Here is a 14,464-nt window from a genome sequence, read left to right on the forward strand (position 1 = left end):
GTTTTCCTCTATTCATTTATTATTAAAATGTCAATCAGTGCTTGTACCAACTTGTCTTTATTGGTACGGTGGAGATTTTTTTGCGGAATGCTGAAATTCACTTGTTCTTTGGCTAGTTTTCTTAATTCCGTTACTTTCATTTGTTCAAGTTCTTGACGCAGTTTTTCTCTAGGGTCTAGCTCGATCAATTCAGTATTTTCTTTTATTTCAACCATTTCTTCAACAACGTCTTCTTTTTCTTCTATTTTTTGAGCATTATCAACAAAAGCTATCGCATCTATGTTAGGACGTGGGATTACGTGAGATGCTGTCAAAAGATCTGGACCCAGGCATTGAATACTTGCAACTGCTGCCTGTACAGCTGTTTCTACGGCTGCTACATCACCTGTAACCACTACGGTATTTAGACCTCCGCCAACTTGCTTTTTGCCTAAACAATGAACTTCAGATGATTTCAGCATTGTATCCGTCGCTTCGATTAAAGCTAACAAGCCTTTTGTTTCAATCATGCCAATTGCTTCCCTCATTTTCTACCCCCCTTGTTTTGATTTTCCACATAAAATAGTCACTTTACTTGAAGTAGACCAATGAACAGCAGAATGATTTGGAACAACTATAATATCACCTTTAGCAGCCGTAAATAGTGAGTTATCTATAGTCAATGTTAATTCACCACTCACCACATGATTTACCGACTCTGTTGTGTCTTCTTCATAGAAGGAACTATTATCAATTTCCAAAAGACCAAGGCTCATACTACTTTCTTCTGATGTCACTATTTCCTGATACCGCACTCGGTCATTTTCATCACTTATTGGGGAAAGCTTTACGGTAGATCCTCGAATAATTTTTAAACCGCTGGTATGCGTTTGGTATTCAAAAGGAGACTCTTCAAAACCTGTTAGACCCGCTTCATTTAACAGTTTTTTTAATAGGTTTACTAAATCTTCTTTGGACATTCCCTGTACATTAGATAAACTATTTTGTTTTTCAGACAAGCTTTTTTTTATCTTCATATGATATTCGTCCGCTAAATCTTTCGCTGAAGGTGTGATAATCGTTTGATCATCAATAAAAACAACTTGATTCCCGTTGCTGTGAAGGGTCTCGATATCTTTTGCACAAATCAACTTTTTCATTTTATCCCCCCTTTTTAAACAGATTCACAACTCTCATCAATGATTCCGATGACTGCAGCATCTACGGGGATATCATCATCTGCCAACATACGTCTAGCTGCTGATCCTGTCGCAATGATTACCCGATCGCCAATCCCTGCACCGATTACATCACAAACAATCATTCGTTCTCCATCTCTAGAACCACCAGAAATTTCTGCAAGCATTAATTTTAATCCGTTCAGTTTTTCTGATTTTCGAGTTGCCCAAATCGTAGCCATTAGTTTTGCAGTTACCATAGGCGATCATTTTCCTTCTTTTTTATCTCTTCCATTGCTGATGTAACGGATGCAGTATCCCCAAAGATAGCCAATAAGATCATATTTTGAGGACAACTTCCACGAATATCTTCTACTGTTACACCGACTGCTTTTTCAGCAATATCAGCTGCACAAACCATCTCTATCAGCTTTCCTTGAACAAGTCCAACTGCATCTGGTACCCCTATATTATCTTTTGATCCTTTTCGTCGATTCAAAATTGCTAAAGTTCCTTCGCTTGGCGACTTAATAATACGACAATCCATTATGCTTCCTCCTTATGTTAAAAGCGTAGCGAGCTTGCCCAGCTCTGATAAGAAAACAGGAAAAATTGACTATAGTGCTTTTTGCCCTATTTCATTTTTATCTTTTTCCCGAAGACCTTCAAGAGGCCAAGACAAAAGTGTTTAGCTCCGAGAAATAAGAGGAAATTAACGAAAATTGCTTTTCAAATTTTTGTGAATTTCAGCTTATTTCCGAAGGAGCTGCCTTTTTCTCGCCGTTTATTCGGGTTTAGAGATCGGAGCAGAGCGTAGTGCTAGCCCGAAAAGCTAGATACAATAACAACGTTCCGCTTCGCTTCACCTTGCACTTTTCAACATCAGTTCATTTCATTCACTGCGTTTCTAAGCAAAACAAATCGCTTAATCCTGTAGAAAATCAGTAAAATTGGCATTGAAACGGTCTTTGTTTCACTGATGATTTGTCTATTTTCATAAGGATTGATTTGTGTGGCTGGCTATGTTAAAACTTGATTGGTACAACTCAAGGCAATCCCCAAAGGTGTGACAAACATTGGATTTGTTGGCTTGTAAGTGGGTATCCCTGTTGTTTTTTCAATAATCGTTTCGATGTTCTTCAGGCAAGCTGTACCACCAACTAAATAAATGCCTTCAACGTTATAACCTAGCGTTTGCTGAACGACAATTGAAGATATCTTTTCAACCACTGGTTTTAAAACATGCAAAAGTTCATCATGATTTTTCTGATTTCGTTTATATTTTTCAGCTGCTTCAAAGGCGAACTTATAGGCACCTGCAATGACTAATGATAAATGCGTACCACCTGTTGCTTCATCGGCTACTTTAACGACTTGACCGTTTTCAACGATTGAAATACCTGTCGTTCCTCCACCAATATCTACCACAGCTCCATCTGTTATCTTCAATAATTGATTCGCAGCTGTTGGTTCATCTAATAAATTTGTCAACTCAAACCCTGCGCTTTGTACAACATTTTTGATTGCTCCGCCGTCCAATTCGTCTGTTCCAGGCGGCAAGGAGGCTGCAGCATAAACTAGTTCTACCTCTAATTTTTGTTCCAATTCTGCTTTTAATTCTCTTACAAGCTCAACTGCACCAATATAATCAACGATCATGCCATCACGAACAACATCAGCATAGCGATATGCACCTGCCACTGGCTTATACTCTTCATCTAACACAGCTAATACAACACAAGCTGTACCTAAGTCAACGCCTGTATAATAGGTTTTTGAACGATGTTTTACTGGCTTTTTTATCACTTTTTCAAAATCTGCAACAAATTGATTACACGCTTCCATTGCGTTTCTTTTCATTCGTTTCTCCTATTAGCTGTTTTTTTAGCTCAGTTATTTTCTGACTAGCTTCCTTCAGTACCTGATTATATTGAGGATATTCAGTTTGAATTAAATGGATAACGCCATAAACTTTTTTTAGTTTGATCAGTAACAATCCTTGTTCACTAAAAATATGAACAGCATCTAAATTGAATTCTTCTGCTTCACCTAAAGAAGTTTCTTCCTCAAATGGTTCTTGCGCCAATGCTTGAACTAGTGTTTTTTCTAAATCAATAAGTTGCTGACTTATACTCAATTGCAGGTTCATAGCTAAGAGTGCTGATTCTAAAAGTGCTGAGGATACTATTTCTTTATACCCCTTTAACGAAGTGAACGGTTGAGTTCCTGCATTTTTTTTTAATTCTGCTTCGGATATAATTTGAATTTTTTTATCCAAAAGAAACTGTTTCGCTCCCGGCGTTAAACGCAGCTGATTCGTTAGACAAAATTGTGTAAATGCCTCTTTCCGAAAATCCGTTCTGAGCTCACTTTCTGTCACAAAATGCATTAACAACCACCTCTTAATAACCTCTTGTATAGTTGTTCTAACTCTTGAAGGGTTGGTTTTCTAGGATTTGTTATTGTACATTTATCTTCCATCGCTTTCATTGCCATATCTGGGATTGCAGCTAAAAATCCATCTGAATCAATGTCATAATCTGTGATTAGACTTGAAATCGTTAGTTGTTTCAAATGTCGGTTTAGCCCATTGATCAGAGCATAGACTGTGGCTTTAGGTGTCCCCGCTTGAAAGCCTAAAATGTTTGCGATTCGTTGATAGATTGCTAAACTTGGGATTTCTTTATCAAGCTCCAAACCAGCATTGTAAGAAATAACATGTGGCAATAAAAGTGCGTTTGCTCTACCATGAGGAATATGGAATTTTCCGCCTAAAGCATGAGCCAAACTATGACAAATTCCCAATGAAGCTTCACTAAAAGCAATTCCAGCCAAACAAGAAGCATTATGAACTCTTTCTCGTAGTGCCAAGTCGTCACCATTGTTCACAACCGCTACTAAGTCATTCCAAATAATCTTCATTGCTTTTTCACTAGCGGCATCTGTAAAATCAGTCGCCTCTGTTGAAGCTAATGCTTCCAGACAATGTGTAAATACATCGATTCCTGTATCTGCTGTAACACTTTTTGGTACACTGACTGTCAACTCTGGGTCTAAAATTGCTAAATCCGGAACCATTCGATCATCTACTAAAGCATATTTACTTTGATTTATGGGATCTGAAATTACTGCAAAGGAAGTCACTTCACTACCTGTTCCACTCGTTGTCGGTATACAAATCAGTTGAACTGAGCTACTCTTTTCTGCCATTGTATAAATATGACGAATAACCTTAGCTGCATCCATTGCCGAACCGCCACCTAAAGCAATCAAACCATCTGGTTTTTGCTTGATTGTAGCCATTAAACCTTTTGTAACAACATCAATCGTTGGATCAGGAATAATTTCAGAAAAAATACTACAGCAAACGTTATTTTCTTCTAATATCTGTTTGATTCTATCAGCCGTTCCATTTTTCTCCATAAATGGATCACACACGATCAAAGCACTTTTTAAAGAAAGAGAGTTGATCGTTGATAATGCCTCAATACCAGTCACGATTTTTGTTGCCATTTTAAATTGCTTTAACACTCCTGTTCCTCCTTTCATCTAATTTCTTCAGCAAATAATTGAATTTCTTCTTTTATAAAATGGAGGAAAAACGGTTGTTTTGTACAGCCAATTTCTTCCATGATTTTTTTAATCGTTTGTTTTTCGATTTCCTTATTTTCTTTTGTTTCGTAAAGTGCAACGCCTATCACAGGGACTCGAAATACTTGTGCAAACTTAGGTGGATAGCTTCTTTTCCTACTAGGAATGGGAATCAAAAAAAGAACTTTACTCGCTTTTTGCTGCAATGAAATAATATGTTTGTGCATCCAAGGACTTTCTAAGTAGGAACTTGGAACAACAATCGTTTCATCGGTAAATAAGATACTAGCAACTTTACGAATTGGTTGGCTTGACTGTTCTATCGCTTGTGCGATCATCTGATTCTGTTGCTGATTGGGTCCAATGATCAAAATACGCTTCTTCATGTTTTGCTCACTGGAACAATGTCATAGTTCAACTTTTCTTGTAAAATTGTTACGACAGCTTTCAACGCTACCTCTACACTCTGAACATCCCCACTGATCAAAACAGATCCTGTAAAACGATCTAAAAAGTCGACCTCAACGCCGGCACTTTTTCCCGCTACATCTGCCGCAATAATAGCCGCTTCAACAGGTGAAATCGTTAAGATTCCTATTGCTCCAGTCGCCTCGATTCCTAATGATTCGTAAACCTCTGGAATTGGCGAGGCAATGACATGAGCCAAGGTCACTTGTTTTCCGGGAACGGATTCTTCAATAACTCGTCTAGGCGCTTCTTCTTCCATCGGCGGTACATCCTTTCTAATGACGAACAACCCGAACAGGAAACTCATATTCTTTGATCCAGCCTTCAATACGGTCTAAATCTGCTTCTGAAAGTGAAGGATCACCTGCTACTGGGTAGTCCATTCCCAATTGTCCATATTTATTTACGCCTAACTTATGATAAGGCAACAAATCAATCCCTAGAAAATTCGGATAGTCTTTGTATGGAAGTAAAAAATCAATGATTTGTTGAATTTCATCACGACTATCGTTGATCATTTTCAACATTGGCATCCGAATCTGAACTTGATAGCCAGCGTTTAAAACCTCTTGAAGATTTCCTAAAATCTTTTCATTACTAATACCTGTCAATTCATTGTGTCTAATCGGGTTCATATGCTTTAAATCAAACAAAAATAAGTTGATGTATTCTGCCATCTTCATTAATCGATCCATTCGTGAATGTCCACACGTTTCAACAGCAGTATTGATTCCATCAGCACGACACGCCTGTAATAACGCTAACGCTGCTTCAGGCTGAGCGGTACATTCGCCACCACTAAGTGTGACACCGCCACCTGATTGTTCATAGAACGCATCATCTTCATGAATGACTTCCATCAATTCAGAAATAGTTTTGATTTCGCCCGTGATATTTAAAGCAGCCATTGGACAGACATCAACGCAAGCGCGACAGCCGTTACAGGCAATGTCGCGTCGTACTTGATGATGATCATTTTCATCCATGTAATGAATACCCATCGGACAGACTTCCACACACGCTCGACAATCACTACAGACGCTTTCTTTATACATTACTTGAAATTTCCGTTCAAGCCCTTCAGGGTTAGCACACCATTGACATCTTAAGGGACAGCCTTTGAAAAAGACGATCGTACGAATCCCTGGACCATCATATAAACTATATTTCTGCACATTAAAGATCATCGCTTGCCGTTCAATCGTCGTTGTGTTTTGAGTCGTCATTTTTTCATCTCCTGCTATTAAAACTTCGTTAACATTGTTCGGCTGATGATTTCATCTTGAACATCCTGACATAATTCAACGAAGAAGGCACTGTAACCTGCTACCCGAACAATTAAATCACGATATTGTTCTGGATGTCTTTGTGCTTCCAACAATGTCTCATTATCTAGATAGTTAAACTGCATCTCGCCGTTTCCTAAAATACTTGCAGTTTTTAATAAAGTAATCAAACTTTCTTCGCCTTCAGGTGTATCTAATAATCCTGACATGATCTTAAAGTTATGCACCATTCCCATATTCATTGTATCGTTTGCCATCTTAGAAATTGATTTCACAATAGCAGTCGGACCTTTAAAGTCGGCTCCTTGAGACGGACTGATTCCGTCAGACAATGGAATCCACGCTTTACGTCCGTTTGCTGAAGCTCCTGTCATTTGACCAAGTGGCGTGTTGTTTGAAATTGATAGTGTTCCATGACAAAGTTCAGAATAAAGGGTTTTATATTGACGGTGTTCGGCCTCTGTAAAATGGATCAATTCTGCTGCAATTAAATCAGCATAGTCGTCGTCATTTCCGTACTTAGGTGCATTTAAACAATCAGTACGTACTTGTTCATAACCGACAAAATCTGCTTTTAATGCACGATTTAATTCTTCTAAGGTATATTTTTTATCATCGAAAACGAGTTTTTTGATTGCTGCCATCGAGTCTGCATAGGTAGCTAAACCTGACCAAACAACCCCAGGTCCAAAGTTATACATTGCGCCACCGCTTGACACATCCTTACCACTTTCCATACAGCCTTCGTACATTAATGACATTAATGGCTTCGGTGCTAAATCACGATGAACTCGTTGCGTAATGACCGTTGCAACAGATGACCATTTTGTAATATATTTGATTTGTTCTTTCACTGCTTCTTCAAATTGCTCATATGTTTTAAATTGAGAAATATCTCCCATATCTGGACAAACTTCTTTGCCATACCAAAGTGGTACTCCTCGATTTAAGACAAGTTCGATACAAATCGGCCATTGCGTATATGCTGTTGATGTCCATTGATATAAACGGCCTGATTTTTGCGGTTCAACACAACCCATCAAACAATAATCACGAGCATCTTCGATCGACACCCCTTTAGCAAGCATCATTTTGATATGTGTATCATCAAAGTGACAAGCTGGGAAACCAATTCCTGCACGAACAACCTCTACTATTTTTTTCAAATATTCACGAGGTGAGCGATTATGAATACGACAAGCCAATGATGGTTGATAGACTTTCACATGACGAACCGCATCCATTAATAGATACGTTAATTCATTGGTTGCATCGTGACCTTCACGTGTCACCCCACCTACACACATATTTACGAACGGTTGATATCCAGCAAAGAATTTAGAGCCGCCTTCGCTAGTGATCCACATCATTTCAGACATTTTAATCAGCATACAACCCGCTAATTCAAACGCTTCAAATTCAGTCATGTTACCTGTAGTTAAATCATTTTTGAAGAAAGGATACATGTACTGATCCACACGTCCAATCGACATTCCTGTTTGGTTTTCTTCTACAACAAGTAATGATTCAATTGTCCATACTGCTTGAATGGCTTCCCAGAATGTATCGGGCTTGTGTGCTGGTACTTTTGCATTAATTTCAGAAATTTTTTGTAATTCTGCTTTACGTTTCGGATTTGATTCTTGTTGTGCTAACTGCGCTGCATATTCAGACAGGCGGCGAGCATAAATCATGACTCCTTCAGTTGTATCGATCAAGGATTTATAAAAGTAGATTTTTTGGATATCATCTGGATTTTGATAGTCTAATTTTTCCAGGTGTTCTTTTGCTTCACTTTGAATATCCAACATGCCTTTTTTCATTAAAATAACATCATAACCTGGATTAGAGTCTCCACCGCCATTTAACTGATGGTAAGAACAATCTGATACAAAAGACTCGCCAGATAATTCCCAAACGCCTGCTTCACGGAATTGATCTTCACAATATTCATCAATAGATCTGCCTTTCCAAAATGGAAATAGCTCTTCTCGCATGATTTTTTTATCTTCATCAGAAATAAAGAATGGATCTTGCGGACGACTTGAAATCGTATCAAGCTCTTCTTCCATCCAACGCCAAGCAATATCTGGAGAAAAAGCCCCAGCACGTGGTGCCCCATTTGGCGCTCCTACGATCAACTCATTCTCTTGAATCACTAATGGTGCTGTTTCACAGCAACGTTTAAATGATTTTGCTCTTAAAACATTTTTAGGCATTCCTGGATTTTCTTTTGCAAGTTCTGTGATCACTCTCGCTCGATGCGTTGTAATTGTAGGTTTTTGCTTTAAATAGTTTATTTTTAAGGCGTCTAATCTACTGGTGATCCCATTAGGAACAGTCGTTTCATTGTTTGAAGAAAATCCGCCACTCGTTGAACCAGTCTTTGTCACATCATCTGCAACAGTCGCAAACATCTTCATCAAAGCATTCCGTTCTTCTGAACTCAACTCTTTTGTTGCTTCGGCTAATTTTACCGAAAATTCTTTAATGTCCATTTTATTCCCTCACTTTACACCAATTTATTTTTCCATTATTTTTTTTAAAATCTTTTCTAAAACTTCTGTATCAACAATACTCTGAGCTTCATCTATTACATTTGTACTTGCTAGCGATTCTACTGGGTAGCTGATTTCACGAACATACGTCAAATCTTTTGCCGTAATATTTTTTGCACTGATACCTCTTCCAGTTGTATAACCACCTAAAATTACAGATACTGGTAATGTCGACCCTAGACCTAAACTCGCTGTGCTTGCAGGTGCATTGACAACCATACGTCCTACTGGTTTCTTCAAAGCAAACTCTTTTAGGACTGATTTATTTTTGCAATGTATCGCTAAGGTATGGCCGTTATTTTTTTCTTTTAATAAACGAATCGATTTTTCGCATGCATGCATCCAATCTGGTTCTAAATAGAATGCTAAAACAGGGCACTTCATTTCATTGGCAAAAGGATCTTCGTCATGCATGTAATGTTGTTCTGAAACCAATACTTTTGTTGTTGGTGCTACACTTATTTGCGCTTTTTGCGCTAACCATAAGGCATCTTTTCCAACACACATTGGATTGATTCGATTGTTCTTTGGTTGTAAGAGTGCTAATAATTTGGATTCTTCTTCTTTTGATAAGAAGTGCGCGCCATTGGTCTGCAATAGTCCTCTAACCTCAGAAGCAATCACTCCTTCTGCGATTAAATACTGCTCTGTAGCTGGTAATAATCCGCAATCATACGCTCGACTCGTCACGATTGCCTCCACTGCTTGTTTGATATTAGCTGATCGTTCAATAAAAACAGGTGTGGCGCCTGATCCGCCATATATGATCGGCCGTTGGTAATTGGCTGCGTTGCTATAGTTTTGATTACCAATAGCTAAAATCATTGAAATATCTTGACTACTTAACATCTCTTTTACACCTGTATCTGTTAGAGAACTGACACATCCTAAACATCCTTTAGGCAATCCATTTGCTTCACAAATTTCTTTCATTTTTTGAAAAATCATCTGTGTTGTTTTTTTTGCTTGTGGATCTGGAATGAGTATCATTGCATTCCCAGATTTTATGCCAATTGTCAGACTGTATAGAATATTCAACGTCGTGTTTTCTGGTGGTAATAGGATTGGGATAACGCCTAATGGAACGCCTACTTGTAAAATATTCCCCGCTGAATCTTCTACAAGATTGCCCACACATTGCTGTTGATTTAGCTCTCCAGATAACGCTTCCAAGAACTGATCGATCAGCACTTTTTTATCGTTACTACACCCTAGGTTGGTTTCTTCCACTTCAGTTGCGATAAATCTGTTAATCTCTGGTTTGATCTCTTCCAATAGTTTTTCCACTATTGCATCCAGATTCTTCTGTTCATACTCTTTCACTAGTTGCTGCGCATCTCGCGCAGTTTCAACTAGAATCCGTGCCTCTTGGATAGATAATAAGTCTTCATCTACTTGTTGCATCTATTATGCATCTCCCTCCTCAACAGGTAAAAGATCACTTAACCGATATCGATTGATCATTTTATTTAAATCCGCATGCGGACTTGCAATTACGACTGAACTATAGACAGTTGCACCTAAATTTTCAACTGCCGTAATACCTGCTTCAACCGCTGATTGACATGCAGCAACATCTCCTTGTACGATCACAGAAATATAGCCTGAGGCAACATTTTCATACCCAACCAACTCAACATTGGCTGCTTTGCACATTGCATCACAAGCTTCTAAAACAAAAACCAGACCAAATGTTTCAATTGCACCAATTGCTTCATATGTTTTCACTCATTTTCCTCCTTGCACTACCGATCAATGTCATGAACAGAAACAATATCACCAACGTATGAAATTGGCCGAGGCATTACATTGTGTGCTGTTAAGTTGCCGATTTCAGATGCCGCTTTAGCACCAGCTGCAACAGATGCTTCAACCGCTGCGATATCTCCTTTGATCATGATCGTTACTAAAGTAGACCCAATATTTTCATAAGAAATCAATTCAACATTAGCCGCTTTCAACATTTCATCAGCCGCCTTTAGCGCTGGTACTAATCCTGTCGTTTCTACTAACCCTAAAGCTTCTTCCCCACGATATCTCATGTAGTTCCTCCTTACGCCAAACGATATTTTCTGTCAACATATTTATCGACAGTCGCTCTACCTTCATCGGTAATTTTGTAATAAATCACTAAATGATCGTTCTTATCCAAATCATACGTCGCTAACTCGACTAATCCGTTGGCTTCTAACGCCATCATGTGTTCCAAATACATTTTTTCATTAAACTGTTTTTCTTGCCCATATTGTGGTTTCAACTCTTCCATGATTTGAGCAACATCTATTTCTCTTTGGTCATACATTTGATTTAACACAGCTGTTCGACTAGGCAAAAGCATCTTACTCTTCCCCCTTTTTGAAGAAATCTAGCGGATTCATCGTAACTAGAATCGCACCGATCACAATAATCACTGATCCCATCACCATTGTTGGTGTTAATGTTTGACCTAAGAATAGAACACTAAATAAAACACCCCAAAACGCATACGTTACATTTAAAGACATTCCAATCGCAGTTCCTACCATCGCATTGGCTTTATACCATGTTAAAAATGAAACCGCTGCGCTTAATCCAGATAAGATTAACCATAAAACAGGTGTGACTGCTGCCAATGTACCAAATAATAAATTAAAGGCACCCACAGCTGGAACGACAATGATAAGAACCACTAGACCAGAAATTAACTGACGTAAGTTTACAGCAACATCTGTATCGATCATTGCACCACCAAAACTTGAAAATACACCTTCTAAGCCCCAAGCAATTGCGGCAATCAAGGCACAGATGATGCCCAACGTAAAGTTAGGGGCACCTTCTGGCTTCACCATATTGATCGTGATTGCTCCAGCAACAACGACGATCATTCCTAATACAATGCGAGTAGTCGGTTTTTGCTTTAAGAATATCCAAGAAAATAATGCACCAAACAAACTACAGGTTGCTGAAATAGGAATCGCATAAGCACCCGCCATCGCCAATCCAACAAGATATGCTCCATTAGCGATCGGTCCACCTAAGAGAAACCCAAGTACCAACAACTTACCCGGTTTGGTGTGTAACGTTCTCATTAATTCTTTTAATCTTCCTTGCTTTGCGTTATAGAATAAAAGTAAAATACCCGCAAAAAAATCATTTAAACCTGAACAAACAAACGGAGCTGCTAAAAAACCTGCGGCACTGACCAATGGATCATATCCACTTGCTACTACAACAAGAGTTGAATATATCCCGTACGTAATCCCTGAAATGACTCCATTGCTAATTCCTTTCACCTGAAAACCTTTTTTTGCTTGCTCCATTTTAACGTCTGCGTTAGTACAAGAAATATTTTTTCCACTTTCCATGTCTATTTCTCCTCAATCGTTATTTTCAACTATCTATTTGGCAAAATATTTTCAACTTCACTATGTGGACGTGGGATAACGTGTACAGATAATAACTCTCCAACACGTTCAGCCGCAGCTGCACCTGCATCTGTTGCAGCTTTTACTGCACCTACATCACCTCTGACCATTACGGTTACGATTCCTCCACCAACAAACTCTTTACCAATGAGTGAAACATTCGCAGCCTTTACCATTGCATCTGCTGCTTCGATCGAGCCGATCATTCCTTTAGTTTCTACCATTCCTAATGCATCATGTTTCATGTTTTTTCTTCCTCTCATTTTTGAATTAAAAAACGCTTTCTTTTTGACAACCCCATCATATTGGATGTCCTTAAGGGCGTAGTCAATGACTTTTTTAATTTCTTTTCTGTGTATAACGCAGAATTTCCCTGTACTAATACAAAGGTTATTCTCAATTAGCAGTCCTAATTAAGAATACTCTTTGTCCTTTGTGCTAAAATATTTATTTATTCATGTATGATAATTATTCTTATTCTAATTCTTTCGTTTAATAACAGCAGTAAACTGATACACAGCATGATCATTTTTTCACATGGCGAATCATCAACGCCTTTACGGATTTTCTTTAAATACATTGAATTTCAATGATTTTTTTTATTTAATAACTATACTAAACGAATTAAAAGCTTTCAAATTGAGTTAAAAAGACAATTTAATAACAAACTAAAAGGTTCCCCTAAAGGGGAACCTTTTTGAATTTCATGCACAAAAAAAGGAAAAATAGTCAGTAATAGAACTATGACCATTTGCTCCTCTTTCTTGCTATTCTCTAATTTTATCTGCTGGAATCAATAACTCAACAACAAAGTTATCAACATTCATTGTTGCCCAATAATCAATCACATAACGCTGATAAACTTCGTTTTTACATCGATAGTTGTTTTCTTTTGCCCAAGACTGCATCTTTTTATATTGTTGAGCAAGGTTAGTCAAATCACCTATGTGGTAACTAGACAGAAACATTTGACCGCCTATCATTCGTTTTGGCATCTTCGGATTTGGTGTACTGATCGGCTTTTGCATGATCATCATTTTTGAACATTGGAAATCACCTGCTTCACAATCTTCAAATCGAAGAATGACAGGTCCAGTGATTGCGCAATTCTGTTCTTCTAAATAGTTTACCCAAGGAATATTGATTACAGCATCCATATAGTTGTCGCGAAACTCTTGCTCTAAAAACACATAATTTTCTTGCTCAAAATATTTGACATTTACATTTTGTATGCAATTCTCACTAGCTAATGTGCCTTCTCGAATCAAACCTAGCCAGTCTGAAACCGCAGTATAACTATTACGGATCCTTTTTTCTTCAAGCTTTAATTCCTCTAACTTCGTTAAAAATATATTTTCTTGATAGAAGTAGTCTCCTGTTTGTTGAACCCCTTTCATTTCCTGTAACTTAAAGCCCATCTGTTTATAATATTTAATTACAGGAATGCTGTTCATTGTTTCTTCGGTGTAATACCGATAACCATTTTCGACACTTACATGATCTGGTTTCAATAATCCTAATTGCTCATAAAAACGTAATGTTTTGCGGGAAACATTACATAATTTCGCAACTTCACCAATTGAGTACATTTGATTAGTCTTTTTGCATATTTTTATATTATTCATTAGACATCTCCATTACTCGCAGCCACTTATATTATTGAGAATTTCTACACAATTGTCAAGCAAATATCCAAGATATCTATATTTCAGTTCATTTTAAATAACAATCGGAATGTTATGATACGCTATCATTTTTTTTGACTAACGCAAAAGTATAATTCTTCATTTTTACCCATTCTACCTATCTTTTTTATCATTATCTAAAACAGAGTGATGCATCCATCGATTAATATGAACACCTAAATAAACAATTTCATTTTCTGGTATTTGCGTATCATAAGTTTGAGCGATATAATGCTTTACTTTTGTAGCAATCTTCATCGCTTCGGGATATAACGCATATAATGTACTGAATTTGTATCGATTTCTTGGTGTAAT

At 37.7% G+C, this 14,464-nt stretch carries 19 protein-coding genes; all 19 read right to left on the minus strand.

The genetic code is table 11. The annotated features are described in order from the left end of the window. Window positions 1-8 precede the first annotated feature (8 nt). A complete protein-coding gene (locus AC4BBR_RS10445) occupies window positions 9-527 on the minus strand; it encodes a BMC domain-containing protein (RefSeq protein WP_490459485.1) in 519 nt (172 codons plus the stop codon). A gap of 3 nt (window positions 528-530) precedes the next feature. Further along, window positions 531-1,139: a hypothetical protein gene (locus AC4BBR_RS10450; RefSeq protein ID WP_490459486.1), complete on the minus strand. Its 609-nt coding sequence runs from the start codon at window positions 1,137-1,139 to the stop codon at window positions 531-533. Window positions 1,140-1,153: 14 nt separating this feature from the next. Then, window positions 1,154-1,417: a EutN/CcmL family microcompartment protein gene (locus tag AC4BBR_RS10455; protein ID WP_490459487.1), complete on the minus strand. Its 264-nt coding sequence runs from the start codon at window positions 1,415-1,417 to the stop codon at window positions 1,154-1,156. Next, window positions 1,411-1,704, minus strand: a complete 294-nt coding sequence (locus tag AC4BBR_RS10460) for a BMC domain-containing protein (RefSeq protein WP_348922624.1) — start codon at window positions 1,702-1,704, stop codon at window positions 1,411-1,413. The genes AC4BBR_RS10455 and AC4BBR_RS10460 overlap by 7 nt, the downstream gene beginning before the upstream one ends. Window positions 1,705-2,177: 473 nt before the next feature. Continuing rightward, window positions 2,178-3,017, minus strand: coding sequence for an ethanolamine utilization protein EutJ (gene eutJ, locus AC4BBR_RS10465; protein ID WP_490459488.1), 840 nt, complete (start codon window positions 3,015-3,017; stop codon window positions 2,178-2,180). After that, complete coding sequence (locus tag AC4BBR_RS10470) at window positions 2,989-3,546, minus strand: hypothetical protein (protein WP_490459489.1); 558 nt, start codon at window positions 3,544-3,546, stop codon at window positions 2,989-2,991. Before AC4BBR_RS10470 ends, eutJ begins: the two co-directional genes overlap by 29 nt. Then, window positions 3,546-4,688, minus strand: coding sequence for a 1-propanol dehydrogenase PduQ (locus AC4BBR_RS10475; protein ID WP_490459490.1), 1,143 nt, complete (start codon window positions 4,686-4,688; stop codon window positions 3,546-3,548). Before AC4BBR_RS10475 ends, AC4BBR_RS10470 begins: the two co-directional genes overlap by 1 nt. Window positions 4,689-4,702: 14 nt before the next feature. Next, the gene (locus tag AC4BBR_RS10480; RefSeq protein WP_490459491.1) at window positions 4,703-5,134 is read right to left on the minus strand and encodes a EutP/PduV family microcompartment system protein; all 432 of its coding nucleotides are present in this window, start codon (window positions 5,132-5,134) and stop codon (window positions 4,703-4,705) included. After that, window positions 5,131-5,475 carry a BMC domain-containing protein gene (locus tag AC4BBR_RS10485; protein ID WP_490459492.1) on the minus strand — a complete coding sequence of 115 codons (345 nt, stop codon included), beginning with the start codon at window positions 5,473-5,475 and terminating at the stop codon, window positions 5,131-5,133. Before AC4BBR_RS10485 ends, AC4BBR_RS10480 begins: the two co-directional genes overlap by 4 nt. Window positions 5,476-5,491: 16 nt before the next feature. Continuing rightward, on the minus strand, window positions 5,492-6,442 hold the full coding sequence (gene cutD / locus AC4BBR_RS10490; RefSeq protein ID WP_490459493.1) for a choline TMA-lyase-activating enzyme: 951 nt from the start codon (window positions 6,440-6,442) through the stop codon (window positions 5,492-5,494). A gap of 17 nt (window positions 6,443-6,459) precedes the next feature. Then, window positions 6,460-9,000: a choline trimethylamine-lyase gene (gene cutC, locus AC4BBR_RS10495; protein ID WP_490459494.1), complete on the minus strand. Its 2,541-nt coding sequence runs from the start codon at window positions 8,998-9,000 to the stop codon at window positions 6,460-6,462. A 24-nt stretch (window positions 9,001-9,024) separates the two neighbouring features. Next, window positions 9,025-10,464 carry an aldehyde dehydrogenase family protein gene (locus AC4BBR_RS10500; RefSeq protein ID WP_490459495.1) on the minus strand — a complete coding sequence of 480 codons (1,440 nt, stop codon included), beginning with the start codon at window positions 10,462-10,464 and terminating at the stop codon, window positions 9,025-9,027. Window positions 10,465-10,467: 3 nt separating this feature from the next. Further along, entirely contained in the window at window positions 10,468-10,788 is a 321-nt protein-coding gene (locus AC4BBR_RS10505; protein WP_490459496.1) for a BMC domain-containing protein, read from the minus strand. A gap of 17 nt (window positions 10,789-10,805) precedes the next feature. Beyond that, window positions 10,806-11,102, minus strand: a complete 297-nt coding sequence (locus AC4BBR_RS10510) for a BMC domain-containing protein (protein ID WP_348922604.1) — start codon at window positions 11,100-11,102, stop codon at window positions 10,806-10,808. 11 nt (window positions 11,103-11,113) lie between these two features. Beyond that, entirely contained in the window at window positions 11,114-11,398 is a 285-nt protein-coding gene (locus tag AC4BBR_RS10515) for a hypothetical protein (protein WP_490459497.1), read from the minus strand. A 1-nt stretch (window position 11,399) separates the two neighbouring features. Beyond that, window positions 11,400-12,404 carry a DMT family transporter gene (locus AC4BBR_RS10520; RefSeq protein ID WP_490459498.1) on the minus strand — a complete coding sequence of 335 codons (1,005 nt, stop codon included), beginning with the start codon at window positions 12,402-12,404 and terminating at the stop codon, window positions 11,400-11,402. A 29-nt stretch (window positions 12,405-12,433) separates the two neighbouring features. Further along, on the minus strand, window positions 12,434-12,709 hold the full coding sequence (locus AC4BBR_RS10525; RefSeq protein WP_069639910.1) for a BMC domain-containing protein: 276 nt from the start codon (window positions 12,707-12,709) through the stop codon (window positions 12,434-12,436). A 522-nt stretch (window positions 12,710-13,231) separates the two neighbouring features. Then, window positions 13,232-14,089 (minus strand): MerR family transcriptional regulator, encoded by an 858-nt coding sequence (locus AC4BBR_RS10530; RefSeq protein ID WP_490459499.1) that lies wholly within the window; start codon window positions 14,087-14,089, stop codon window positions 13,232-13,234. Between the two features lie 174 nt (window positions 14,090-14,263). Further along, window positions 14,264-14,407 carry a PRD domain-containing protein gene (locus AC4BBR_RS10535; protein ID WP_490459500.1) on the minus strand — a complete coding sequence of 48 codons (144 nt, stop codon included), beginning with the start codon at window positions 14,405-14,407 and terminating at the stop codon, window positions 14,264-14,266. Window positions 14,408-14,464 lie beyond the last annotated feature (57 nt).

The organism is Enterococcus sp. AMC1251 (genome assembly GCF_058216535.1).